The organism is Bacteroides caecigallinarum, assembly GCF_016901995.1.
Taxonomy (GTDB): Bacteria; Bacteroidota; Bacteroidia; order Bacteroidales; family Bacteroidaceae; genus Phocaeicola; species Phocaeicola cellulolyticus.
Window position 1 is genome coordinate 20,440 of the sequence record NZ_JACJLE010000039.1, and the last position, 21,893, is coordinate 42,332.

Annotated in this window: 23 protein-coding genes; 12 read left to right on the forward strand and 11 right to left on the reverse strand. The window is 38.7% G+C overall.

All coding sequences use genetic code 11. The annotated features are described in order from the left end of the window. Positions 1-2 precede the first annotated feature (2 nt). The 10 genes from H6A61_RS10660 to H6A61_RS10705 form a co-directional block, all read right to left on the reverse strand. Positions 3-1,151: a DUF4421 domain-containing protein gene (locus H6A61_RS10660; protein ID WP_204393500.1), complete on the reverse strand. Its 1,149-nt coding sequence runs from the start codon at positions 1,149-1,151 to the stop codon at positions 3-5. 4 nt (positions 1,152-1,155) lie between these two features. Next, entirely contained in the window at positions 1,156-2,145 is a 990-nt protein-coding gene (locus tag H6A61_RS10665) for a Gfo/Idh/MocA family protein (protein WP_375338158.1), read from the reverse strand. Positions 2,146-2,151: 6 nt separating this feature from the next. Beyond that, positions 2,152-2,967 (reverse strand): transporter substrate-binding domain-containing protein, encoded by an 816-nt coding sequence (locus tag H6A61_RS10670; RefSeq protein ID WP_204393502.1) that lies wholly within the window; start codon positions 2,965-2,967, stop codon positions 2,152-2,154. Between the two features lie 22 nt (positions 2,968-2,989). Then, entirely contained in the window at positions 2,990-5,077 is a 2,088-nt protein-coding gene (locus H6A61_RS10675) for a putative porin (protein WP_204393504.1), read from the reverse strand. A gap of 166 nt (positions 5,078-5,243) precedes the next feature. After that, on the reverse strand, positions 5,244-5,786 hold the full coding sequence (locus H6A61_RS10680) for a 2-oxoacid:acceptor oxidoreductase family protein (protein ID WP_154044975.1): 543 nt from the start codon (positions 5,784-5,786) through the stop codon (positions 5,244-5,246). A 30-nt stretch (positions 5,787-5,816) separates the two neighbouring features. Next, positions 5,817-6,584, reverse strand: a complete 768-nt coding sequence (locus H6A61_RS10685) for a thiamine pyrophosphate-dependent enzyme (RefSeq protein ID WP_204393506.1) — start codon at positions 6,582-6,584, stop codon at positions 5,817-5,819. Positions 6,585-6,604: 20 nt separating this feature from the next. Then, on the reverse strand, positions 6,605-6,775 hold the full coding sequence (locus tag H6A61_RS10690) for a hypothetical protein (protein WP_204393508.1): 171 nt from the start codon (positions 6,773-6,775) through the stop codon (positions 6,605-6,607). An 18-nt stretch (positions 6,776-6,793) separates the two neighbouring features. Continuing rightward, the gene (locus H6A61_RS10695) at positions 6,794-7,873 is read right to left on the reverse strand and encodes a 3-methyl-2-oxobutanoate dehydrogenase subunit VorB (protein WP_204393510.1); all 1,080 of its coding nucleotides are present in this window, start codon (positions 7,871-7,873) and stop codon (positions 6,794-6,796) included. Positions 7,874-7,911: 38 nt separating this feature from the next. Then, on the reverse strand, positions 7,912-8,139 hold the full coding sequence (locus H6A61_RS10700) for a 4Fe-4S binding protein (RefSeq protein ID WP_154044972.1): 228 nt from the start codon (positions 8,137-8,139) through the stop codon (positions 7,912-7,914). Between the two features lie 19 nt (positions 8,140-8,158). Then, positions 8,159-8,437, reverse strand: a complete 279-nt coding sequence (locus H6A61_RS10705) for a tetratricopeptide repeat protein (RefSeq protein ID WP_204393537.1) — start codon at positions 8,435-8,437, stop codon at positions 8,159-8,161. Positions 8,438-8,651: 214 nt separating this feature from the next. Between H6A61_RS10705 and H6A61_RS10710 the strand changes: the two genes are divergently transcribed. From H6A61_RS10710 to H6A61_RS10720, 3 genes are all read left to right on the forward strand, one after another. Continuing rightward, positions 8,652-10,946 (forward strand): bifunctional dihydroorotate dehydrogenase B NAD binding subunit/NADPH-dependent glutamate synthase, encoded by a 2,295-nt coding sequence (locus H6A61_RS10710; RefSeq protein ID WP_204393512.1) that lies wholly within the window; start codon positions 8,652-8,654, stop codon positions 10,944-10,946. 172 nt (positions 10,947-11,118) lie between these two features. Then, on the forward strand, positions 11,119-11,625 hold the full coding sequence (locus tag H6A61_RS10715; protein WP_204393514.1) for a GNAT family N-acetyltransferase: 507 nt from the start codon (positions 11,119-11,121) through the stop codon (positions 11,623-11,625). A 6-nt stretch (positions 11,626-11,631) separates the two neighbouring features. Beyond that, positions 11,632-12,231, forward strand: a complete 600-nt coding sequence (locus H6A61_RS10720; protein ID WP_204393516.1) for an epoxyqueuosine reductase QueH — start codon at positions 11,632-11,634, stop codon at positions 12,229-12,231. 150 nt (positions 12,232-12,381) lie between these two features. On the opposite strand, the gene H6A61_RS10725 is transcribed toward H6A61_RS10720, so the two are convergent. Further along, on the reverse strand, positions 12,382-13,056 hold the full coding sequence (locus tag H6A61_RS10725) for a hypothetical protein (RefSeq protein WP_204393539.1): 675 nt from the start codon (positions 13,054-13,056) through the stop codon (positions 12,382-12,384). A 241-nt stretch (positions 13,057-13,297) separates the two neighbouring features. Here H6A61_RS10725 and H6A61_RS10730 point away from each other — a divergent pair, with 241 nt between their 5' ends. The 9 genes from H6A61_RS10730 to H6A61_RS10770 are packed head-to-tail and all read left to right on the forward strand — an operon-like array spanning position 13,298 to position 21,765. After that, a complete protein-coding gene (locus H6A61_RS10730) occupies positions 13,298-14,923 on the forward strand; it encodes a hypothetical protein (protein ID WP_204393518.1) in 1,626 nt (541 codons plus the stop codon). A gap of 29 nt (positions 14,924-14,952) precedes the next feature. Beyond that, complete coding sequence (locus tag H6A61_RS10735; protein WP_204393520.1) at positions 14,953-15,465, forward strand: hypothetical protein; 513 nt, start codon at positions 14,953-14,955, stop codon at positions 15,463-15,465. 16 nt (positions 15,466-15,481) lie between these two features. Then, positions 15,482-16,450 carry a DUF6175 family protein gene (locus H6A61_RS10740; RefSeq protein ID WP_204393522.1) on the forward strand — a complete coding sequence of 323 codons (969 nt, stop codon included), beginning with the start codon at positions 15,482-15,484 and terminating at the stop codon, positions 16,448-16,450. Positions 16,451-16,467: 17 nt separating this feature from the next. Then, the gene (locus H6A61_RS10745; protein WP_204393524.1) at positions 16,468-17,436 is read left to right on the forward strand and encodes a hypothetical protein; all 969 of its coding nucleotides are present in this window, start codon (positions 16,468-16,470) and stop codon (positions 17,434-17,436) included. Positions 17,437-17,464: 28 nt separating this feature from the next. Beyond that, positions 17,465-18,373 (forward strand): zinc ribbon domain-containing protein, encoded by a 909-nt coding sequence (locus H6A61_RS10750; RefSeq protein WP_204393526.1) that lies wholly within the window; start codon positions 17,465-17,467, stop codon positions 18,371-18,373. A gap of 6 nt (positions 18,374-18,379) precedes the next feature. Then, positions 18,380-19,726: an SPFH domain-containing protein gene (locus H6A61_RS10755; RefSeq protein WP_204393528.1), complete on the forward strand. Its 1,347-nt coding sequence runs from the start codon at positions 18,380-18,382 to the stop codon at positions 19,724-19,726. A gap of 36 nt (positions 19,727-19,762) precedes the next feature. Then, the gene (locus tag H6A61_RS10760) at positions 19,763-20,107 is read left to right on the forward strand and encodes a DUF4339 domain-containing protein (RefSeq protein ID WP_204393531.1); all 345 of its coding nucleotides are present in this window, start codon (positions 19,763-19,765) and stop codon (positions 20,105-20,107) included. A gap of 12 nt (positions 20,108-20,119) precedes the next feature. Then, on the forward strand, positions 20,120-20,458 hold the full coding sequence (locus tag H6A61_RS10765; RefSeq protein WP_204393533.1) for a hypothetical protein: 339 nt from the start codon (positions 20,120-20,122) through the stop codon (positions 20,456-20,458). A gap of 50 nt (positions 20,459-20,508) precedes the next feature. Then, positions 20,509-21,765, forward strand: a complete 1,257-nt coding sequence (locus H6A61_RS10770; RefSeq protein WP_204393535.1) for a hypothetical protein — start codon at positions 20,509-20,511, stop codon at positions 21,763-21,765. Positions 21,766-21,893 lie beyond the last annotated feature (128 nt).

Consider the following 21,893-nt stretch of genomic DNA (forward strand, 5'->3'; position numbering starts at 1 on the left):
ACTTATTCCGGACGACGATATTGTTTTCTTTTCCAGAAATTGAATCCGGCATAAATCTTCAGGCTTCCAAAGGAATTTGTCATCGAGAAGTTATCTTTTCTATAGTCGTAGGTGTGTAGTATTAGTGTGGCTCCTACATAGTATTTGCTGTTGTTCCAGGTTATTCCGGCTCTGGTTATGAGGTCGAAGTTTATATCCTTCACCCACTGTGTCCAGTCAGAATTAGGAGTAGTAAGTGTGTCGTTTATTCTCGCTTTTTTATATCCGATGGCAGGAAGTAATGAAATATTAAGAAGACAGTTTTTGGCAAAGACCCAGTTGTAGCCGTATCCGAGGCTTAAATTAAAGTCTGTATATGCAAGCTTGTTGAAGTTTAATGAAGGACGTATCTGATCCTTGATTTCCTGTGGTAGTTTGCTTTGGTCGAAAGTAATGTCATGCTGCGAGAAGGCAAAGCCTGCCATTAGCGATCCGCAGCTTTTCTTTTGGTTTGTTGACTGGCTGTATGCTGCCGGATATGAATATTTTTCGCTATTGAATATATAGTAGGCATTAAGTCCTTTAATCTTGCTGTTGAAGCCGTTGAAATTTGTGCCTATATATTTTTCGGCATTATCAAAGTTTTTGCAGGTGGTTATTCTGAAATTGCTTCCTGTTTTTCGGTAATACAGATCCACACCGAATTTAGCACTGTAAAGGTTGAAAACCATTTCTGTTCTTGGCTTTTCCCTCTCTTTCTTGAATAAGCTGGCCAGATCGAACGAGTAGCCCAGGAAAATCCATCTCCATCCGAAATAGACTCCAAGCTTTGTGTTTACTTTTGGTGCGAAACCCAGTAATTGATTACCGTTTTCGCCTGTTCCGCTCAAGCGATAATGTTCAAACCATGTACTTTGTTCAAGCATCATGGTCAGGTTGTATTTATTGGGCTGTATATAATTCGTGTCCGTTGCGTTAAACCATTCAACGCTTCTATTGAAAAACTTTTTGAACGGACTTGTTTGATTGTCGTATTTTAAATCAGACAAACAATTCAGCGAATCGCTTATAGCAGTCTGCACACATTCTTTTTCCTCATTCTGTGCTTTCAGTAAACGTGGAATGAGGAGGAACAGTATTGTTGCTGAAACTAAAAGAATGCGTGCCGACATTTTATTAAAGTTTATTCAGTATGCGGTCCATAGCCCAGTTGGTAGGAGTGGCGCTGATGCCATCGCAGGTACAGATTGCTTTTCCTTGCAGATGTTCCACTACGGCCTTTATCAGTGGTAGCTGCACATGCGGAGGATTGGGTGGAAGTATTTCTTCGCGTCCTCTTTCCGTATGTAAAGCTATAGGGTCGTAAGTGAACACTGAAAAACATATCATGCCTTTGTCTCCTATTATTTCAATTCTGTCTTCTTTTGCAGATTCATGAGCAACAAAACACCATGAGCCGGAACCGGGGAGACCCGAATCGAATTTAAAGCATGCGCTTATGGTGTCTTCAGCTTCGTATAAACCGCCACGATTGTTCTTGTATCCTTCAGCTTCGAGTATGCATCCGAACATATCTTGCAGCAAGTCCAGCTGATGAGGCGCCAGATCGTAGAAATATCCTCCTCCTGCAATAACTGGCTGCACGCGCCACGGAAGGTTCTTGCTGTTATAGTCCAGGGCTCTTGGAGGTTGTGCAAACCTTATTTGAACATTTATTACGTTTCCTATTTCTCCGGACGTTACAAGTTCCTTCACTTTTTGGAAATACGGCAGATACCGCCTGTAGTAAGCCACAAAACAAGGAATTCCTGTCTCTTTTGATATTCTGTTTATTCTGGCACAATCTTCGTATGATGCCGCCATAGGTTTTTCTATATACACAGGCTTTCCTGCTTTCATTGCCATGATGGCAAATGTGGCATGCGAGGATGGAGGTGTTGCTATATATATGGCATTTACTTCTTCATCACCTATCAGCTCCTGCGCATCAGTGTACCATTTAGGTATGTTGTGTCTTTGAGCGTATGATTTTACTTTTTCTTCATCGCGGCTCATTACGGCAACTACTCTGGATCCTTCCACCATATTGAATGCGGGACCGCTTTTCTTTTCTGTCACTTCTCCGCATCCTATGAAACCCCAATTTACCTTATCAAAATTCATCATAACAGACTAATAATTTCGCTTAAAGTATTCGTTATATAAATCTTTGTATTCCTTGGTCTTGATATATCTCTCCAGCCAGCTGTTTATACTGTCAAGCAGTATTGGAGCATTTCTGTTAACTCCCCATGAGTAGAACTGATTAAAACTTATGTTTGTATTCAGATCAAGATTTTTGAATCTTCTCATATACATTTTTGCGGTTCTTTCATCGCATACGGCATAATCAATATCTCCTGCCGATACCATTGCTAATAGTTGTTCTGGCCCATAGTCGGTTATTTCTTCTATGTATATCGAATCGCCTATCTCGTCCATCAGATTATTGATTCTCATCAGTGCAGGCGAGTCCTTTATTATATGTATGGTCTTGCCGGCAAGTCCTAGAGGGCTGTCAATGCGATTGTCTTCGTCGTTTCTTTGAATAAGTATCTGTTTCCCGATGGCGAATGGATTTGTAAATAAGATACTGTCTTTCAGTTGTGAGGTAGTTGCAGTTCCCAGTGCAATCATATCGTATCTTCCTTCTATGACACCTTTGATTCTTTTCTCAAAACTCATTTCGGGTGTTATTTCAAGTTTTATACCTTTTTCTTTTGCAAAAGCACTTAATACTTCATAATCAAACCCGTAGGTCTCTCCCTTGAATATATAATAACTTAGGGCATTGTATTCTGTTACAGCTTTTATGACTCCCGACTCTATAATCCCCTGATAATCTCTGGGATAGAACTTTTCCTCAGGATTCTTTCTGGAGAACAATAGTATTATAACAGTCGATACGACTATTATGGATATTATATATTTCAGAATCTTTTTTGCCATACACTCAGCCGATTTTATATAGTTAATCAAAGAAGTTCCATGAGATGCCTATCTTTAGTCCTCTTGGGTTTAACGGATAATGTGGAGCAAAGAAATAACTTCTTTCGCCTGTTCCTTGCACCAGGTTATACATCATCAGGAAAAAGCGAGTACGTTTCAGATGTAAATTTATGTATCCGTTTACCAGTGGATAACCTCCAAGCTTATATTTTGTTTCCGGATTCTGCAGATAGAACTGTCCTATTGCCGGTGCATAGTCAGGTGCATAGTATTGTGTAAAATATCTTACGTCTGCTCCCAATTCCACTGTAAGAACTTTTTTGGCCAGTCCTGCTCTGATGTAGAGATTGTGATAAAGCACAAGATCCGGCAGTGGAAGAACACTGTTGTTACTGCTTTTCTGATACACAATCTCATTGTCAAGATGTAAGATGCCAAATTTGAAATCTTGCCTTAGTTTGGCGCTGAACACCTGTATGCTTCCTGGGTTCTGCCTTACAGTAACATTGTTCTTATACGTCTTTATATTGGCATCGTTGGCATCTGTGTATCCTACTGAGACATTGTCCAGATACGTATAGTTAGTGATGTTTTCCACGCCTGCCTGCAGTTGCGTACGCCAGCGGTCTATACTTAGTCTTCCCTCTATCTTTGTGCGTGTTATCATTGACAGGTCATTGTCCCACCAGTAGTGTTTCGAATGGAAATGTCTGTAATAGAATGCCGGATTCAGGTTCTTTATATATGCGTTTACATCCAGCCTTACAGTGTCGTTGAACAGACGGAAGTTCAAGTCTCCTCTTCCTTCTATATTGAATTGTCCTATATCTTCACCCAATATCGCAACTTCACCCAATACATCATAGTGTAAAGTTTTTCCTTGTGCCTTTGTCAATTGTCCGCCCACTGACAATACATTCTCCTTGTAGTCTCTCATATATTGTCCAGGAGTACCTTCTATACTGTCTGTCATTGAGAATCTTCTGTGTTCGAAACTCAAAAAGGCTGTCAGTCCGGCTTTTGCCCATTTGTTGAACCCTTCTCTAAGTGATATTCCAACCGTATTCTTGACAGACATGTATTTTGTCACGTCAGTGGAGTCGGTTCCAAGATAGTGGTTTTCGAAATATTTCCTGTTTTGCTCATCGTTGTATGAGATATACTGTCGTGTGTTCATATCCACCTTTACGGTGTGTATGAAGCTTGTTACCGGAACAAATACTTCTTTTGCTATGGTATCGTTCTCGGTACTTTCATCTTTATAAAATCCCAGATTATATCTGTGTGTCAGGAACGCGTGGTATCCTGTATTCTTGTTCCAGATATCTTCGAGGTTAGTCTGTATTTCATACGATTTATACACTCTTCCACCGTCTGCCATTTCTATAGGTGCTGTCACGTATCGGTCGTCTGCTATACCTCCGTTTTCGGTAACTCTTATGTTGTCGTTTATAAAATTGAAGTGCATTTCGTATTTATCGCCATGATAATATGCAAACAGGTTACCGTTGAACTGTGCTGTTGACTGGTTCATATATTTACCTCTGCCATATATGTAGTCTATGTCGAAACCGAAACCAAGCCTTTTGTTGGCATTAACGGCAAAGTAGGCTTTAAATCTTTCTTCGGCACGTCTTCCTGCTCCGTGTTTGTAATAAGTAAGATTAGTGAACGGAGATTTTGTGTTTGTATATTTGACTTTTCCCGGTGTTACAAGAGCAAAATCATAAGGGTCAGTGAAAAACTCCTGTGTGGTTTCTGCCCTTTCGAAGAAAACATGTGATATGCGTGGCGAGCCAAGATTACCAAGATAAGTATAATGTCCTGTCGGTCCGCCATTGTCGTTTGTGTTTTGAAATCCGAATTGGAGAGTGTCAACCGGTATTGCAGTTTTTGTCCCGAAACGTTCGTCTATGGTCCATGAACTCAAACCTATGGGCACGGTACTTGCATCAACCACGGCAGTTGTGTCTATAGGATTTCCGTTTCTGTCATAACGGTCGCTGCTGAGTCCTGAAGCAGATGAGCCGTATTGGCTTTGCATCATATTTTGTGCGAATGTATTGACGCACACTAATATTAATATAGCTGTAATAAGTATCTTTCTCATATCGTGGCAAAGATAGTGCAAAACGATAGAAGTACAAAGCGAAAACATAGTTTTCGGCTTTTAATTCAGGGGTGAGTCCTATCTTGTCCAAAGATACGATATAAAAACGAAAAAAGGAGGATAATCATTATAGATTACTCCTCCTTTTTGGTATATTATTGAGTTATTATGCTTCTTTTATTATTTCCATACCGATGCGGATAGCTTCTTCGTTCATCGGTATAAGATGATGGTGACGTTCCGGCAGAGTCTTGCGCAAAGCTTTTACTACACTTTCTGTTGATACTACCGGCATCAGTTTCAGCAATCCGCCAAGTACTATCATGTTGAAAGTCTTTGCCATGTTGCGTTCATTAGCTTCGTCCATAGCATCAATGCGATAAACTTTTATATCTTTTCTGGTAGGAGGATTGATAATTCCATATCCGTCGTAGATAAGTATTCCGCCAGGTTTTACCTTACTTTCGAATTTTGCCAGTGATGGCTGGTTCAATATTATGGCGCAGTCATATTTGCTCAATATTGGTGATGAAATTCTTTCATCGCTCACAATAACCGTTACGTTTGCTGTACCACCTCTCTGTTCAGGTCCGTATGCCGGCATCCAGGTCACTTCCTTGTTTTCCATCAATCCGGAGTAAGCAAGAATTTTACCCATGGACAAAACTCCCTGTCCTCCAAATCCGGCTATAATTATTTCATGCTTCATTTTCTTTTTGAATAATAGAGTGATTGAATATTATAAAGTAGTGTCCTTCAGGTCGCCTAGAGGGTAGAACGGGAACATGTTCTCTTCCATCCATTTGTTGGCTTTTTCAGGTGACATTTTCCATCCAGAGTTACATGTAGATACTATTTCCACCAGGTTAGAGCCTTTACCTTGCATAGAATTTTCGAATGCTTTTCTTATGGCTTTCTTTGCCTTGCGGATGGCTGCAACAGTTTGAACAGACTGTCTTGTAACGTAGCATGTGCCTTGCAGTGTAGCTGCAATTTCAGTCATTTTAAGCGGATAACCGTGTATTTCAGGGTCACGTCCGTAAGGACAAGTAGCTGTTTTCATTCCCACCAGTGTAGTAGGAGCCATCTGTCCGCCTGTCATACCGTATATAGCGTTATTAATGAAGATGATGGTAATATTTTCACCTCTGTTGAGTGCATGTATAGTTTCTGCTGTACCAATACATGCCAAGTCGCCATCTCCCTGATATGTGAACACCAGTCTGTCCGGCCACAGTCTCTTTATTGCAGTGGCAAGTGCTGGCGCACGTCCGTGAGCGGCTTCCTGACAGTCAATGTCAAGATAGTTATACATGAATACAGCACATCCCACAGGGCTGACACCTATAGCCTTTTCGCTCATTCCCATTTCTTCTATTACTTCGGCAATAAGCTTGTGTACCACACCGTGGCTACATCCCGGGCAGTAGTGCATTGGGTTATCATTAAGCAGTTTCGGCTTCTGGTAAACCAGATTTTCCGGCTTCATTATTTCTTCTTTTGTCATATTATTTTCCTCCGTCATTGTCATAGTAAGAAGCGGAACACGAATTCTATCATCTTCAGGAACAGTGAAGCGCCGCATACATAAAAGAATACGGTTTTGTCATCGCCTAAAGTGAAATATAGGATAATAGATGCCAGTGCTCCAATCATGAACAGAATGTTCAATATGTTTCTTATCTTGTCGTTGTCCATTATTTATTCTTACTGGGGTTATTTAATGAGTTTTTCTTTCAAAGCATCTACCACTTCGTCCGGGTCAGGTACGATACCTCCCAAACGGCCGAAATGGTGTACAGGTACGTTGCACTCTACAGCCAGTTTTACATCTTCAATCATTTGTCCGCTGTTGAGTTCTACCACCAATATACCTTTGACTTGTTTTGCTCTTTCTGCAATTTCCGGAGATGGGAACGGCCATAATGTTATAGGACGGAACAGACCTACCTTTATACCTTCCTCGCGTGCATGCTCCATTGCCTTTTGTGCTATACGTGCGCATGAACCGAATGCTACTATCAGGTATTCCGCATCTTCGCATTCTATTTCCTCATAACGTCTTTCGTTGGCTTCTATTTCAGCATATTTGTTCTGCAGATGTAAGTTTCTCTGTTCCATTACGGCAGGATCAAGTTCCAGAGAAGTGATTACGATAGGTTTGCGTCCTTTGCAGCCTGTAGAAGCCCATGGACACTGTTCGATTATTTCTTCGTCTGTACGTCTTGGACGTGGCTCAGGCAATACCACCTTTTCCATCATCTGACCTATTACGCCGTCAGCAAGTATCATTGCAGGATTGCGGTATTTGAAAGCCAGGTCAAAACCTAGTTTTACGAAATCTGCCATTTCCTGAACTGATGCCGGTGCAAGTGCTATCAGGCGATAGTCTCCGTGTCCTCCTCCTTTTGTAGTCTGGAAATAGTCCGCCTGACTTGGCTGTATTGTTCCCAGTCCCGGACCTCCACGCATTACGTTCACGATAAGACAAGGCAATTCTGCTCCTGCTATATAAGATATACCTTCCTGTTTAAGGCTGACGCCGGGACTTGATGATGATGTCATTACCATTTTTCCTGTTCCCGCACCACCATATACCATGTTTATTGCGGCAACTTCACTCTCTGCCTGCAGAACCACCATTCCGGTTGTTTCCCATGGCTTCTGTTCAGCCAGTGTTTCAAGCACTTCTGATTGCGGAGTGATAGGGTAACCGAAGTATCCGTCCACGCCGATGCGTATTGCGGCGTGTGCTATGGCTTCGTTACCTTTCATTAGAACTACTTCTTCTGCCATATTTTTTCTTTATTTATCGTTTATTCTTAATAGTATGGTTATTCACATTTAGCCCTGTAAACAGTCAGGCAACCGTCAGGGCATACGATAGCGCATGATGAACAACCGTTGCAAGTGTCTTCTACCACCTGCTGTACATAATTATATCCTTTTTGATTTACTTTTGGAGTAAGAGCCAATACTTTAAGCGGGCAGGCTACCACACAAAGGTTGCATCCCTTGCATCGCTCGGTGTTTACTACCACCACTCCTTTCATTTTAGCCATAAATATACGTATTTAGTTTTTATTGATTAAACATATCTTTATTATAGAAATTCAGGATATCCATCATCATGGCTCTGGCGTCTTTTGCCGGACTTTCCGGATTGATGTTTATGGCTTCCTGATAATTGTTGAGCGCGCCTTGCCAGTCACCAAGTTTTCTGCATGCATTTCCTTTCAGATAATAAGCTCTGTCGGCATACTCATTATTCTGTTCTATAATCCTGTCCAGGGCTTCCTTGGCTTCGGCTATATGGCCGTCATTAATCATTATTTTTATGTTCTCCAGTATATAATTCATCAAGATACAAAATGTTAAGACGTATGCAAAGATACATTTTATTTAATATCAAAGTCTATTTTTTAAGAATAAATAGTCATCAAATATCCTTTTTTAGTGTGTCTTGTTGTTATTTTATGTATTTCTTTTGTAAGTATTTTTATTTATTATACCTTTGCGAGGTTGAAACAAAAAGAATGAAAAACGGAAATATAACTAACTTTAAGAGTTTAAAATGAACAAAATTATTTCAAAAGAACATTTTTCAGAGAAAGTTTTTAAGCTTGTTATTGAAGCTCCTCTGATTGCAAAATCTCGTAAAGCAGGTCATTTTGTTATCGTACGTGTTGGCGATAAGGGTGAACGTATGCCTCTTACCATAGCCGAAGCAGATCCTGTGAAAGGTACCATTACATTAGTGGTTCAGAAAGTGGGATTGTCTTCAACTCGTCTTTGTGAGTTGAACGAAGGAGATTATATCACAGACGTAGTAGGACCTCTGGGTAAAGCTACACATATTGAAAACTTTGGTACTGTGGTTTGTGCCGGAGGTGGAGTAGGGGTTGCTCCTATGCTTCCTATCGTTCAGGCTCTGAAGGCTGCCGGAAACAAGGTTATTACAGTACTGGCCGGACGTTCAAAAGAACTTATCATTCTGGAAAACGAGATGCGTGCAAGTTCTGACGAAGTAATTATAATGACTGACGACGGCTCATACGGAAAGAAAGGTCTGGTGACAGAAGGTATCGAAGAAGTGATCAAGCGCGAAAAGGTAGATAAGTGTTTTGCCATCGGTCCTGCCATCATGATGAAGTTCGTTTGTCTGCTCACAAAGAAATACGAAATTCCTACAGATGTATCTTTGAATACTATCATGGTTGACGGTACAGGTATGTGTGGTGCATGCCGTATCACTGTAGGGGGTAAGACTAAGTTTGTTTGTGTGGATGGTCCTGAGTTCGACGGACATCAGGTTGACTTCGATGAGATGTTGAAACGTATGGGGGCATTCAAGGATATTGAAGTGGAGGAAATCCACAAGCTTGATCCTAAACCGGATACATGCGAAGCTGTAAAACCGGCTGATGACCGTTCTGCACAGTGGCGTGAAGAATTGCGTAAGAGTATGAAACCTAAAGAACGTACTCTTATCCCACGTGTACATATGAACGAGCTTGATCCTGAATACCGTTCACACAGCCGTAAGGAAGAAGTTAACCTTGGCTTGAATGAAGAACAGGCTCTGACAGAAGCTAAGCGTTGTCTTGACTGTGCCAATCCTTCATGTATGGAAGGCTGTCCTGTAGGAATCAATATACCGACATTTATAAAGAATATAGAACGTGGTGAGTTCCTTGAAGCTGCACGTGTGTTGAAACAGACTAGCGCACTTCCGGCTGTTTGCGGTCGTGTATGTCCACAGGAAAAACAGTGCGAGTCTAAATGTATCCACCTGAAGATGGGACACGAAGCTGTAGCTATCGGCTATCTTGAACGTTTCGCTGCCGATTATGAACGCGAAAGCGGACAGATTTCTGTACCTGAAATAGCTGAAAAGAAAGGAATCAAAGTAGCGGTTGTTGGTTCAGGTCCTGCAGGTCTTTCATTTGCCGGCGATATGGCAAAGATGGGTTACGATGTAACTGTGTTCGAGGCTTTGCACGAAATTGGCGGTGTGTTGAAATACGGTATTCCTGAATTCCGTCTCCCTAACAAGATTGTTGACGTGGAAATAGACAACCTGTCTAAGATGGGTGTGGAATTCGTTAAGGACTGTATCATCGGTAAGACTGTAAGCGTGGAAGACCTCGAGAAAGAAGGATTCAAAGGTGTCTTTGTTGCATCTGGTGCCGGTCTGCCTAACTTTATGAATATTCCGGGTGAGAACTCTATCAATATTATGTCATCTAATGAGTACCTGACACGTGTCAACCTGATGGATGCTGCAAGCGAAGATTCTGATACTCCTGTCACATTCGGTAAGCGAGTTGCTGTAATCGGTGGTGGTAACACTGCTATGGACTCTGTCCGTACAGCACGCCGTCTTGGTGCAGAAAAGGCAATGATTATCTATCGCCGTTCGGAAGCGGAAATGCCTGCACGTCTTGAAGAGGTTAAGCACGCCAAGGAAGAAGGAGTAGAGTTCCTTACACTGCATAACCCTATTGAATATATTGCTGACGAAAAAGGTCGTGTGAAACAGGTTGTTCTTCAGAAGATGGAACTAGGCGAACCTGACGCTTCAGGTCGTCGCAGTCCTGTTGCCATACCTGGAGCTATCGAAACAATAGATATCGATATGGCTATCGTCAGCGTAGGTGTATCTCCTAATCCTATTGTTCCAAACTCTATTCCTGGCCTGGAACTCGGACGTAAAGGTACAATTGCAGTAAATGAAGATATGCAGTCTTCAATTCCTACAATTTACGCAGGTGGTGACATCGTTCGCGGTGGTGCTACAGTTATCCTTGCCATGGGCGACGGTCGTCGTGCTGCTGCTGCAATGGACAAACAGTTGAGCGGAAAATAAAAAATAGATTTGAATACAGTTTTAAACGATACTTGAATAACGTTTAAAATATTTCTATAATGAACAGTCCCGACCATATTGCTAATGGTTGGGACTGTTTATTTTTTGTGTGTATTATTTATGGTTAACAGATTAAAGTGCTAATTTTGCATCCGTAATTTATCCTGATATAATGAACATAGAAATAAGAAAAGCCGTTACTGCAGATATTGACAGACTGATGCAGATATTTTCCATAGCCAGAGAGTTTATGAAATCTTCCGGAAATCCTAATCAGTGGATAAACGGTTATCCGCAAGAGGAATTTATCTCTAAGGAAATAGCAGACGGACATTGTTTCGTCTGTATAAATAAGGAAAACGGAAATATAGTTGCCACGTTCTGTCTTATCAAGGGTCCCGATCCTACATATTCCTACATAGAAGATGGTGAGTGGCCTGACAATGAACCGTATTATGTCATACATCGTCTGGCATCGGACGGTAGTGTCAAGGGTATAGCGTCAATGTGTATAGAGTGGAGTTCTTTAATCTCCCCATGTCTGCGTGTTGATACTCATCATGACAACAAGGTAATGCAGCATCTTCTTGAGAAGAATGGTTTTGTGAGGTGCGGAATAATTTATGTTGCAAACGGAACACCGCGGATAGCATATCAGAGGAACACCAATAATAAATAACGGGTTATGAAGAAAAACAAGTTTCAGATAGAGGTGCCGGGAGGAGCGGACAAGGTTCTGCTTCACACCTGTTGTGCTCCATGTTCTTCAGCAATAATAGAATGTCTGATGCAGCACGGAGTGCGTCCTACCATATATTATTGCAATCCCAACATTTATCCTCTTGAGGAGTATAATATCCGCAAGGATGAATGTACAAGATATGCCAAGTCGTTAGGGCTCGATATCATAGATGCAGATTATGATCATCCGCAGTGGCTGGAATGTATAAAAGGTATGGAGAATGAGCCTGAGAGGGGAGGACGCTGCCTTCGCTGTTTCAAAATGCGCCTGCGTGATACGGCACGTTATGCACACGAACACGGGTTTACCGTTATAACCACAACTTTGGCTTCATCACGATGGAAAAGCCTAGAACAGATAAACGAGGCCGGACACTATGCCGTTGAGCCATATCAGGATGTCATTTGGTGGGAACAGAACTGGCGTAAGGGTGGTTTGAGCGAGCGCCGTATTGCCATAATAAAGGAATATAATTTTTATAATCAGCAGTATTGCGGATGTGAATTCAGCATGCGTAAGCCTTCGGATAATAAGGTTTTATGACTGTCTTTCGGGCGTGCGCACGTTTCACTTAAAGCGTGCGTCCATTCGAATCAAAGCGTGCGCACGTTTTACCTTAAATGTGCGCACGTTTTTTTTGAGACATAAAACCGGATAAAAAGGACATTTTGTATCTAAATCAAGACATGTTCTTTATTGCTGTTTTTCCTCTTCTTTTATTTCCTTTTTCTCAATCGGTTTGGAATTTTCCTTGTAAGCTGAGAATCCTTTCACTATTACCCTTTCCTTCTTCGTTCCTTCGTCTTCTTCGGAAATGGCAGAGCCTAGTTTGTCTATGTTCTCTTTTATCGCATTTCTCGTGTCAAAGAAACTGTCGAGTATCAGTTTCAGATGTTCTTCGGGCTCCAGAACACTTTCTGTAAAGAATGTATGGCAGTGCGAGTGGATACCGATTTCTTTGTCACCTTCATTCTCGGCCATGAAAACCGTAGTGATGAACGAGCTTATGTTCACTGCATTGATGACTTCTTTCAGATACGGCAGAACAGGATTGTCGGCATTAATTGTTCCCCACCACGGATACCATATCATGACAAAGGGTACTTCATCCTGGAATGACAGGTAGAAATCGTCACCCTGATACATGAAGCCTATATTGCCGTCTTCATTCTTCTCGGGGTTACATCCCATTTTTTTCAGTGTGGAGACAATAAGTTCCTCTGTAGATATTTTAGGTGTATCGGCAGCGGGAAATCCTTCTTTAAAACTGCTTATTATCTTCTTTTCCCTTCGCCATGAAAGGTAAACTATTATTGCCGGCCATAATGCTAATGCAAGGACTGCCACAAGGATTGTAATATCGGAAATGTTGTTCATAATTTAAGGCTTTAAAACGTTTGTTGTGGTATAAAGATACGAAAAAAATATGATTAAATACATAAACGTGTTTTTTACTTTTATAGATAAGTCTTTTTTTTATCTATGTGAATGTGTACTTTTTGTTTAAATGTAAAAAATGCTACTTTGTGTATCTATTTTTATTATATTTTACTTGTCCGTTTTATATAAACTTCTAACTTTGCATTCAAAACTTTAAAATATATTAATTATGAAAAAACATTATTTTTTATTTGTAATTCTGAGTTTATTCTGTTTTTATAATGTAGTTGGCCAGGAAAAAGTCAATGATGTTGTATCTGATGAATACAATAGAAGTAGCATATCTGTTGTTTATTTGTCAAGGGGGGATGCATATGATTCTCAATTAAAGAATTACATAAAGACTAATTTTATGAATTCTGAAAAGGTTAGTAAATTTGATATTAATTTTATTAAGACAAAAGAACTTAATATTAGCGTTCCAAGAAACACTCAGATTACTGTAGATAAAATAAATTCTAATCCTGAATTTCAATTAATAGGTAAAGAGATCCTTTCATATTGGTTTAACAGAAAAGATAATGGGGAGATGGATGCAAAAATTGTTGAACAGAGAGGACGTTACAATGTTACAGATCAGGACTATTTCAATGCTCAAGTTGCAAAAGTTGGTCTTTCTGCATTAAAGGATGGAGGATATGAACTGGTTAAAAATAGTTATGTACTTTTTTTGGATTATTCAAATGTTGCTAAAAATGTCGATGATAAAGGCAATGTTAGTTGGACGTCACAGGCAAATGTCTATGTTTATAAATTGAATTATACAGATGAGGTTTACAATACAGTTATGAATTCTTGGATTTATGATGATGATGATGAAACTGTAAAGCAACAAAAGAATGAAATTTGGAATAATATGAATGTAGGCCTTAATTTTGTTGCATCTGGAGATTATTCTGTGTCTAAAAGTGAATCTGATGGAGGATTGGAAACATCTGCTATAGAAAGTTATCAGTCTGCTATTCATGTGTTGGAAAATAAAATAGATAAATGGAGTGTGGCTTCTGCGATAACTCATGTGAAACCTCTTAGAGCGAAAATAGGTAAGAAAGAAGGAGTGAAGAACGCAGCAAGATATCGAGCATATATTTATACTGAAGATGAAAATGGTAACTTGAAGTCTGTTTCTAAAGGATATGTTCGTGCTACTAAGGTTGCAGATAATAGAATCAATGCATCAGGTGAAACCCCTGAAAGTGAATTTTATCAGATTTCTGGTTTTAGACTTAGCGAAGGTGCAATCCTGAAACAAAAGAATGACTGGGGATTGGGTGGTGGATTGAGCTATAGAGTAGGCTCTTTCAATGGTTATTATCTTAATCTTGACAAACTTATAAGCATTAATACCAAAGGTATATCTCAGTATGCTCTTGTTAATATCGGTTTTAACATACTTTCTGAAAATAAACTTGAGGATAATGGTTTATATACTTCTACTTCATCTGGAGTAAGTTTTGTAAATGCTTCGTTAGGTTATGGTGTTGGTATTCGTCCATTTATAAGATATTTTGAACTTATGCCTTATGTTTTGGTTGGTATTGATGGCATAAATGTAAACGGTGAAGAAGATAATGATTCTGATGATTCTTCATTTAGTGAAAAGTCGGCTTATACAGGCTCTTTGGGATTGAAATTCAATATGAATATTGCTTATCCACTCCAGCTGTTCGGATCATTGGATTATTCTGCTCTTCTATATCAAGGAGAAGTATATGAACAACGTAATGAGACACTTGATGATTTAGGCAGAAAAAGCGGTATAGGTTTTAATATCGGTTTAAAATATATTTTCTAAAATGTTGGAATAGTAAAATATACAGTATTATGAATAGGTTTTTATCATTTTTATTGGTGTTGATGCTGTCAGTACCATTAGTCTTTTCTCAAAATAGAAAAGAACGTAAGGCTTTGTTTGAAAGTATGCAGAATTTCGAGATTAGAACAGTAAAAGTCGGAACAGAGGGAACAAAATTTGTTAAAGTCTGGGGGTACGGCAAGAAAGTAGATGATGCTATTGTTCAGGCAAAGAAGAATGCCGTTTATGCTTGTATTTTTCGTGGACTGCCTGCATCAAGTACGGCAAATGCAACACCTGCTATATGTAAGGATGTAAATGCATATAGTGCCAATCAGGATTATTTTGATAATTTTTTCCAGACAGCTGGACCATATATTGGTTTTGTAAATATGACAACTGATGGTGTTCCTTCTGGACAGGATCGTTTGAAGGTGAAAAAAGGTTATAAAGTAGCTATTTATGTACAGGTAATGTTCGATAATCTGCGCAAGAAATTAGAAGCAGATGGCATCGTTAAGAGTTTATCAAGTGGTTTTTAATAAATATAGTATGGTTATGAAGTTTAATTCATTGATAATAAACTTTTTATTGTTACTTGTGCCAGCAGTAGCATTTAGTCAGGCCAAAAAGCCTACAATAATGGTTATTCCCAGTGATAATTGGTGTATAGCAAATGGTTTCTATTCTGAAGTAAACATGGATGGAGTAAGTATGAAAGCCATGGATTATCAGAAGGCTTTTCAGGAAAATAGTGAAATCAGAGTTATAATATCCAAGATGGGAGATATTATGGCTGCAAGGGGATTTCCGATAAAGTCAACTGAACAAACATTGAAAGATATGGTGACTGATGAAGCGTATATATCTCTGATTCAGAGTAAAGAAAGTGGAAGTCCTGTTCAGGAAACAGAAATTGACATATTGAATAGAAAAGCAAAACCAGATATAATTCTTGATTTGGATTATAAGATAAATCGTATAGGACCTAAGAAACAAATATCGTTTAACCTGACTGCTATTGATGCGTATTCCAAGAATATTATATCTGGAAATACAGGAGTAGGTAGTGAATCTACAGCTCCTGTAACTACATTGCTGGAGGAAGCAGTATTGAGTTACATGGATAATTTTACTACCGGACTTCAGAACTTTTTTGACGATATGTTTGAAAATGGGCGAAATATCACGGTTGAACTTAAACTGTTCGAGTCTGCAGCATTTGATTTAGAAACAGAATATGAATATAATGGTCAGATTGCCGAGCTTGCAGATATTATATATGTATGGTTTGAGGACAATACAGTACAAGGACGTTTCGATGAAAGAAGCCGTAGTGCAACATCCATTATTTATAATGATGTACGTATGCCTTTGATGGGAAAGAGTCTTTCTGGAAAGGAAAGAGCTATGAGTACAAGCAATTATATGAACGGACTAGTAAATTTCCTGAAACAATATGACATCCCTGCTAAGAAAATCATAAGGGGACAAGGTCAAGTAATATTGGTTTTAGGAGAAAAATGATAATAAAAATAATTTGTATGAAATATTTTTCGTATATAGTTTTATTAATTCTTTTGTTTTCAGAGAGTGTTTGGGCTCAAAGTCAAATTTCGATAACACCTATTGTTCCTGATGAATTGAATTTGAACAGTAGTCTTTCTAATACTCTTAAACAAAGACTATTGCAAATGGCTACTGTAAATGGGTTTGGCTCATCGTCAGGAGACTTTATACTTACTGCCAATATTATTCCTTTGGAAAAAGAAGTTTTACCTACAGTTCCAACTACTGTAAAGGTAAAGCTTGAAGTTTCGGTATATGCTGTTGGGGTAGCAGAACAGATTATAATTGATGAATTCTCTTTAGAAGTAAGTGCAATGGCTAAGAATGAACCGATGGCAATGGGAAAAGCTTTTCGTCAGATAAATCCACGTAAGCCAGAAGTTAAGGCTTTTATGGCTTCTGTTCGAGAAAAAATAGAGAAGTATTATATTGACAGAACTCCTGTTCTTATAGCTAAAGCTCAACAACTTGCTGACAAAGGTGAGTTTGATGAGGCTTTGGCTGTTCTTTCTACAATTCCTGAATCTGTCAGTGAATATATGACAGTTTCAGAAATGATGCGTACAGTCCATCAACAGATGATTGATAAGTATGCTCTTATGTCGATTCAGGAGGCAAAAAATAATATGATATTGAAGAAATATCCCGAAGCTTTAGAGTGCTTGCTTTATGTTGACCCAATGAGTAATCATGCTAAAGATGCTCAATCTATGATAAACCAGATTCAACAGACAGTTGAAGCAAACGATAGGGCTGCATATGAAGCACGTATAAAAGCTCAGGAGCAAAAGATGGAAATGGCACAACGAGCCCAAGACAATGAAGTGATGTTGAAAAAAATGCAGCTTGAAGCTTCATATACTGCAGCGGAAAAGCTTAATAAAGAAAGTTCAGAGTCTTTGAGTGATAAAGTTTCATCATGGCTTTTTGGTAAATTGAAATAAATATAAGTATAAAATTAATTAATCTGATATGAAGAGATGTCCGCGTTGTAACGAGATGCTACCGTTACTTTCAAAAGTATGTCCTGTATGTGGAGCAGTAGTGGAGAATGAGGATTCACCGAGTGCAGAAGAAATGGCGAACTCACTTGAATTAATATTGCATGACATAAAGGATATTCCGGTTCCTGGTTTTTGGGCTGGAATGTCAAAGCTTTCAGTTTTTATAGTTCCAATAATATCAATATTCTTGCTTATTATAGCATGGATAAGTAGCGCTGGACTTTTTTGGATATTGTTTTTCCTCTCTCTTATATGGTCTGTATGGGTTATAGTCAAGAAATTTAAAGGAACATTTAAAGCAGATATAGCGGAAAGTGACTTTAGGAAGTTGAAAAACAATTATGAAATGATGTCACGAATTGCAAGAAGAGATTTTGGAGAAAATAAAGAAGTAAAGAAACTTCTTGCAGATATTTCTACTCAGATATCGGAAGTTGAAGAAAGCTGGAATAGAGAAATACGCAAAAATGTTTTTATATGGATTGCAATACTGGCTGTTATAATAATTCTATCTACCACTGGAACTTGTTCTGTTTCTTCAATAGTTGAAGAAAATACAGTATCCGAAGTCGTTGATAATAGTGATTGGAAAGAGAATGTAAAAGCTTATTTGTCTGCCTCAGAACAGGAGCAGGACAATCCTGAATACCGTCTTACTATAGTTAATGAAATTATTACTGCAGGACAGATGTCTGAAGCTGAAAAGTTTTTCTTGGACAATCTTATGGGAAAGATGGGAGATATGGAATGTGCTAAAGCTATTGCAATGGCTTATATCAATAATGGTGATATGGATAATGCTAAAACGTTTGTGAAAAAATGTACAGCAATGAGATATAAGTCCGATATACAAAAGTTGGAAAACCTATTAAAATAAATGGCTATGGGACTATTTGGATTTGGAAATAAAAAAGAAGGCGGATTGATGGATGTAATCAGATGTGATGAGTCTGATTATTTGGTTTGGAAATGGTCGCCGACAGGGGAAAAAAGTCGTAAGGAAAATGCGATTAGATATGGTAGCAGTCTGCGGGTAAAGGCTGGTGAAGTAGCAGTGTTGGTATACAAACAGGAAGATAAAATGATGGACTTTATTGAAGGTCCTTTTGATCAGACAATAAAGACAGCAAACCTGCCTATACTGACAAGTATAGTTGGTATGGCGTATGGAGGTGATTCACCTTTTCAAGCTGAGATCTATTTTATTAATCTGGCAGGTAGTATACGTTCGCAGTTCTTCCTTGATTGGTTTAAAATTGCTGATCCCAATCTTCCACACTTGTCTATACCTGTGCAGGTAAAGGGTTCTATCACATTCTGCATCTCCGATTATAAGCGTTTTGTAAATCATTATAGAATGCGTTCTTTTGATATTGAAGATCTTGCACTTCAGATTCGTGATATGGCTATCAGATATGTTAAGACGGCGGTTACAGGTGCTCCTCATGATCTTAAGATACCCGTTAATCAGATAGAAAGAGGTATAGATTTAATAAGTACATTTATCGAATCAAGAGTCAAGCCTGCTTTGGAAAATGATTTTTCTGTATCCATGAAGCGTTTCGACCTTTCTGAAATTAAGTTAGATGAAAACTCTGATAGTTACCAAGAATTGATGGCTATTGGAGCAAGTCAAGCTGCCACAATACAGAAACAATATGAGGTCAATATGCAGAATATGGAGGATATGCAGGCAATAGGTGCTGAAAATATGGAAGAAGCGCTACGCATACAGCGTGAAGAAGCACAGAGACGCCAGAAACTGGCAACAGAAACAGCTTATCTAGGAGCACATCAGCTTAATATTCAGGGTGATGTAGCACGTACAGCAGCTGAAAGTTTAGGTATGATGAATGCCAATATGGGATTCGGCGAAGGCGGAGGTATGAACCCGGCGGGTATGATGACAGGTATGATGATGGGGGGCGCCATAGGAGGAAATATGGCTAATATGATGGGTAATATGATGAATGGAATGAACCAGCAGACTCCACCACCTCCTCCAACAGGTGCAATTGTGCAGTATTTCATAGCTATAAATGGTCAGCAGAGTGGACCATATAATATGGCACAGCTTCAGCAGCTTGTTCAAACAGGACAACTCACACCTAATACTTATGCTTGGAAACAAGGAATGCCAGGATGGGAGTTGGCAGCACGGATACCTGAATTAATGTCGCTATTTGGAGCTGTTCCGCCACCAATACCACCGGTACCTCCTGCTCTTTAAAGAAAAATATTATAAACATTAAAAATCCTTACAGATATGGATAATGATGATTTGTCAATAAATAATATGCTTGAAACAGCAATGGCATTTTCTATGGCGCCAATGTTTACACAGTCTATGGCTAGTGCATGTAAAGCTAATATTAATGCTATAGAGACAGCTTATAATCAGGGACCTCCACGTTACATTTATGCCATGATTAATGGAAAGCAGCAGGGACCATTCTCTATGGGTGAAATTCTTGAACGTATAAATGCGGGAGAAATAACACCGGAAACTTATATCTGGAAAGCGGGACTGCAAGAATGGAAGAAAGCAAAGGATGTAGAGGATATCCGTCCTACTCTGGAACAACTTCCGCCTCCATTGCCACAATTTTAATATCGAGAGGTCATGAGAATAAATTATGTTTTACTGGGCTTTGCTATAATAATTTCGGTTATTATAGCATATGCTTTCAGTGTTTCCGGCTTGGAAGTGTCAAGGAGTGTAATGGTAGGAATAGTTCTTGCGTTATATCTCAGTTCTTTTATGTCAGTGAGTATTATTGATAAACCACGTCCTACAGCTCTTATAAGGGTAGTAGGTTCATTGTCATTCTTTATATTTATTATAATGAATGTAATCTTTAATATCACAGATATTGGTAATCAAGGGTTTTATATAACCAATCTGCTTTTTGTAGTCCTGACTTTACTTTTAATGTATGGTCTGGCAAAAGCAAAAATGTAGATTAAGAAAGGAGTATAAGTATGAAGGTTTCTCTTTTTAGAATTGTATTGATGTTATTATACATTACATCAATAGCGGTAAATGCTCAAGAAAAAGTTGTAGAAAACAGTGGCAAGAAACCCAAATGGATTGGTACTACAATGTCTGAAACAATCATTGTAACAGCAGATGCGCCTGATATGATGGAGGCCAGGAACAAATGTATGGAGTTGGTCAAACAGGAAATTGTAAACAGTGTAGCAGTTAATATTAATTCGTCGTCATTCAGTTCTAAAACGCAGACTTCATTCAATGAACATCATGCTCTAAAGACTGAATATTCTTCTGAAATAAAGACTATTGCTGCTCGTCTTCCGTTTATTTCCGGTATAAGTGTGTCCGATGCCGAGACATATTGGGAAAGGATATACGTGAAAAAAGAAAAAAGGTATTTCTATAGGTTCCATCTGAAATATCCTTATCCGGAAATAACAAAGAAAAAGCTGATATTCGAATTCGAGAAGAATGATGAAGAAAAGAGTCTGCAGCTCGAAAAATTGAAATCTGAATACAATAATGTAAATTCGGTAGAAGAAATAGGTAGTCGTATTGTTGAATTAAGAGCTCTTGCAGAATATTTCTTTGATGATGTAAGAAAAAATGAGACTGCACTGCTAATAAAACAGTATAATGAACTTTACAGTCAGATTACTGTGCAGACCTTGAACAACACACCAGGAGAATATAGTTGTGTATTGATTCTTCAGGACAAGGTTATATCATGTTCCAAACTTCCATTGTTGAAGAGCGATTATGTCACTAATCTTACTGTATCGCGTAACGTCTCTGACAAATCGTTTACCGTAAAGTATGATTATAAAGGATGCGAATCTGATGATCCCAACACTGTTGAAATGGTCTTTCATTTAGGCAATAAAAAGATGAAACATGAATTCCGTTTCGATATTTCAGGATATACGGCCGATATAAAGGTTACGGGATTTGTAAATGTTTTTGTAAAACAGAAAGATGAAGGAATTTGGGGATATGAAGTAGAAATGAATTTGCTGGCTGGTGGCGGAAGTGATTTCTCTATTAATGAAATGTCACTTCAACTTAATGAGTTTAATAATCCTATAACTATAGTTTCTAATCGTGACACCGTGAAACAAGGGAAAGGACATTTTAAGTTCTCAGCAATATCTGAAAATCAATTGACAGATAAGAAAGGAAATTTGGCAAAAGGATATATTAAATTAAAAAACAACAAGACAGGAAATGTAGAAACTATCGAATTTACACGCCCTTATAAATTAACCGTAAACTAATAACTTTAAAACAGTAATTATCATGAGCTATAATAAGAAAACTGAATATGGTTAAAGATATTTAGCATATTTATACGTTTACTATCGGAAAAATATGATTTATGCAGAGATATGTTTTTGTAGCTTCT

What these genes read in the sequence shown, in the direction of transcription:
- H6A61_RS10695 (WP_204393510.1), bottom strand. Translation starts at nt 7,873, where the DNA reads ATGGCAGAAGAAGTAGTTCTAATGAAAGGTAACGAAGCCATAGCACAC.
- H6A61_RS10765 (WP_204393533.1), top strand. Translation starts at nt 20,120, where the DNA reads ATGAGAATAAATTATGTTTTACTGGGCTTTGCTATAATAATTTCGGTT.
- H6A61_RS10700 (WP_154044972.1), bottom strand. Translation starts at nt 8,139, where the DNA reads ATGGCTAAAATGAAAGGAGTGGTGGTAGTAAACACCGAGCGATGCAAG.
- H6A61_RS10670 (WP_204393502.1), bottom strand. Translation starts at nt 2,967, where the DNA reads ATGGCAAAAAAGATTCTGAAATATATAATATCCATAATAGTCGTATCG.
- H6A61_RS10665 (WP_375338158.1), bottom strand. Translation starts at nt 2,145, where the DNA reads ATGATGAATTTTGATAAGGTAAATTGGGGTTTCATAGGATGCGGAGAA.
- H6A61_RS10685 (WP_204393506.1), bottom strand. Translation starts at nt 6,584, where the DNA reads ATGACAAAAGAAGAAATAATGAAGCCGGAAAATCTGGTTTACCAGAAG.
- H6A61_RS10750 (WP_204393526.1), top strand. Translation starts at nt 17,465, where the DNA reads ATGAAGAGATGTCCGCGTTGTAACGAGATGCTACCGTTACTTTCAAAA.
- H6A61_RS10760 (WP_204393531.1), top strand. Translation starts at nt 19,763, where the DNA reads ATGGATAATGATGATTTGTCAATAAATAATATGCTTGAAACAGCAATG.
- H6A61_RS10735 (WP_204393520.1), top strand. Translation starts at nt 14,953, where the DNA reads ATGAATAGGTTTTTATCATTTTTATTGGTGTTGATGCTGTCAGTACCA.
- H6A61_RS10710 (WP_204393512.1), top strand. Translation starts at nt 8,652, where the DNA reads ATGAACAAAATTATTTCAAAAGAACATTTTTCAGAGAAAGTTTTTAAG.
- H6A61_RS10730 (WP_204393518.1), top strand. Translation starts at nt 13,298, where the DNA reads ATGAAAAAACATTATTTTTTATTTGTAATTCTGAGTTTATTCTGTTTT.
- H6A61_RS10755 (WP_204393528.1), top strand. Translation starts at nt 18,380, where the DNA reads ATGGGACTATTTGGATTTGGAAATAAAAAAGAAGGCGGATTGATGGAT.
- H6A61_RS10705 (WP_204393537.1), bottom strand. Translation starts at nt 8,437, where the DNA reads ATGAATTATATACTGGAGAACATAAAAATAATGATTAATGACGGCCAT.
- H6A61_RS10675 (WP_204393504.1), bottom strand. Translation starts at nt 5,077, where the DNA reads ATGAGAAAGATACTTATTACAGCTATATTAATATTAGTGTGCGTCAAT.
- H6A61_RS10720 (WP_204393516.1), top strand. Translation starts at nt 11,632, where the DNA reads ATGAAGAAAAACAAGTTTCAGATAGAGGTGCCGGGAGGAGCGGACAAG.
- H6A61_RS10660 (WP_204393500.1), bottom strand. Translation starts at nt 1,151, where the DNA reads ATGTCGGCACGCATTCTTTTAGTTTCAGCAACAATACTGTTCCTCCTC.
- H6A61_RS10770 (WP_204393535.1), top strand. Translation starts at nt 20,509, where the DNA reads ATGTTATTATACATTACATCAATAGCGGTAAATGCTCAAGAAAAAGTT.
- H6A61_RS10715 (WP_204393514.1), top strand. Translation starts at nt 11,119, where the DNA reads ATGAACATAGAAATAAGAAAAGCCGTTACTGCAGATATTGACAGACTG.
- H6A61_RS10745 (WP_204393524.1), top strand. Translation starts at nt 16,468, where the DNA reads ATGAAATATTTTTCGTATATAGTTTTATTAATTCTTTTGTTTTCAGAG.
- H6A61_RS10690 (WP_204393508.1), bottom strand. Translation starts at nt 6,775, where the DNA reads ATGGACAACGACAAGATAAGAAACATATTGAACATTCTGTTCATGATT.
- H6A61_RS10740 (WP_204393522.1), top strand. Translation starts at nt 15,482, where the DNA reads ATGAAGTTTAATTCATTGATAATAAACTTTTTATTGTTACTTGTGCCA.
- H6A61_RS10680 (WP_154044975.1), bottom strand. Translation starts at nt 5,786, where the DNA reads ATGAAGCATGAAATAATTATAGCCGGATTTGGAGGACAGGGAGTTTTG.